A 922-nucleotide genomic window follows, 5' to 3' on the forward strand; every position below is an offset into this window, starting at 1 on the left:
CCGCCGGTCTTCGACGAACTCACCGGTCGTGAACAGCTCGAGTACTATGGTCGGCTTCGTGACATCCCCGCTACCGAGATGGAGACTCGGATCGCAGACTGGTTAGATCGATTCGGTCTCACGGACGACGCCGACAAGCGGATCGACGATTACTCGAAGGGCATGCGCCAGAAGATCGGGCTGATTCAGGCGCTGTTACACGAGCCCGACGTCGTATTCCTCGACGAACCGACCAGCGGACTCGACCCGCGGGCGGCTCGAACCGTCATCGACGTCATCGCGGACCTGACCGACGACGGCCACACGGTGTTCCTCTCGACGCATATCCTCTCGGTCGTCGAAGAGCTCGCGGATGTCGTCGGCGTCCTCTACGAGGGCGACCTCGTTACCGAGGGCGCACCCGCGGAACTGACGGCGCGGATGGAAGCCGAAGAGGGAACGACGCTTGAGGACGTGTTCCTCTCGGTCACCGCCGAACGCGGCCCGGCAGCTTCCGAATCGGCTCCCGGGAACGCCGGAGACGCGACGGCCCGACAAGACGGACGAGTCGAGGACGACGGACGGATTGAGGACCGATGAGGCGTGCAAAACGGCCCCGGCTCATCGCCTGGACCGAACTCCGACGCCGCTGGCGGACGATGAGGAGGAACACGACGCAGCTGTTGGCGCTCGCGTTCGCGGGCGTCATGCTGCTTCCGTTCTCAATCGGCGGTGTGTTCGGGGCGTACCTCGCCGGGGGATTCGTCGCCGGGAGCGAGACCGAGCCGCTCCTCGAATGGGCGCGGATGGCGTTCGTCTACGGATGGATCTTCGTGGTCGGATTCGGTGGATATCGCGCGTACGCCGTCGCGCTTCGCCCAGACAACGTTGGCGGCTTGTTGACGACAGTCTCACACCGGGACGTGATCGGTGGCCTCGTCCT

At 64.9% G+C, this 922-nt stretch carries 1 protein-coding gene and 1 pseudogene; both read left to right on the forward strand.

What is annotated here, in order from left to right; genetic code table 11:
* Nucleotides 1-579: ABC transporter ATP-binding protein (locus DJ74_RS03780; RefSeq protein WP_094526409.1), on the forward strand; the 579-nt coding region annotated here is incomplete at its 5' end.
* A 59-nt stretch (nt 580-638) separates the two neighbouring features.
* A pseudogene (locus tag DJ74_RS03785) lies at nt 639-922 on the forward strand (hypothetical protein); the annotation flags it as partial.

The sequence above is a fragment of the Halorubrum sp. Ea8 genome, assembly GCF_002252925.1.
In the GTDB taxonomy this organism is placed as follows: Archaea; Halobacteriota; Halobacteria; order Halobacteriales; family Haloferacaceae; genus Halorubrum.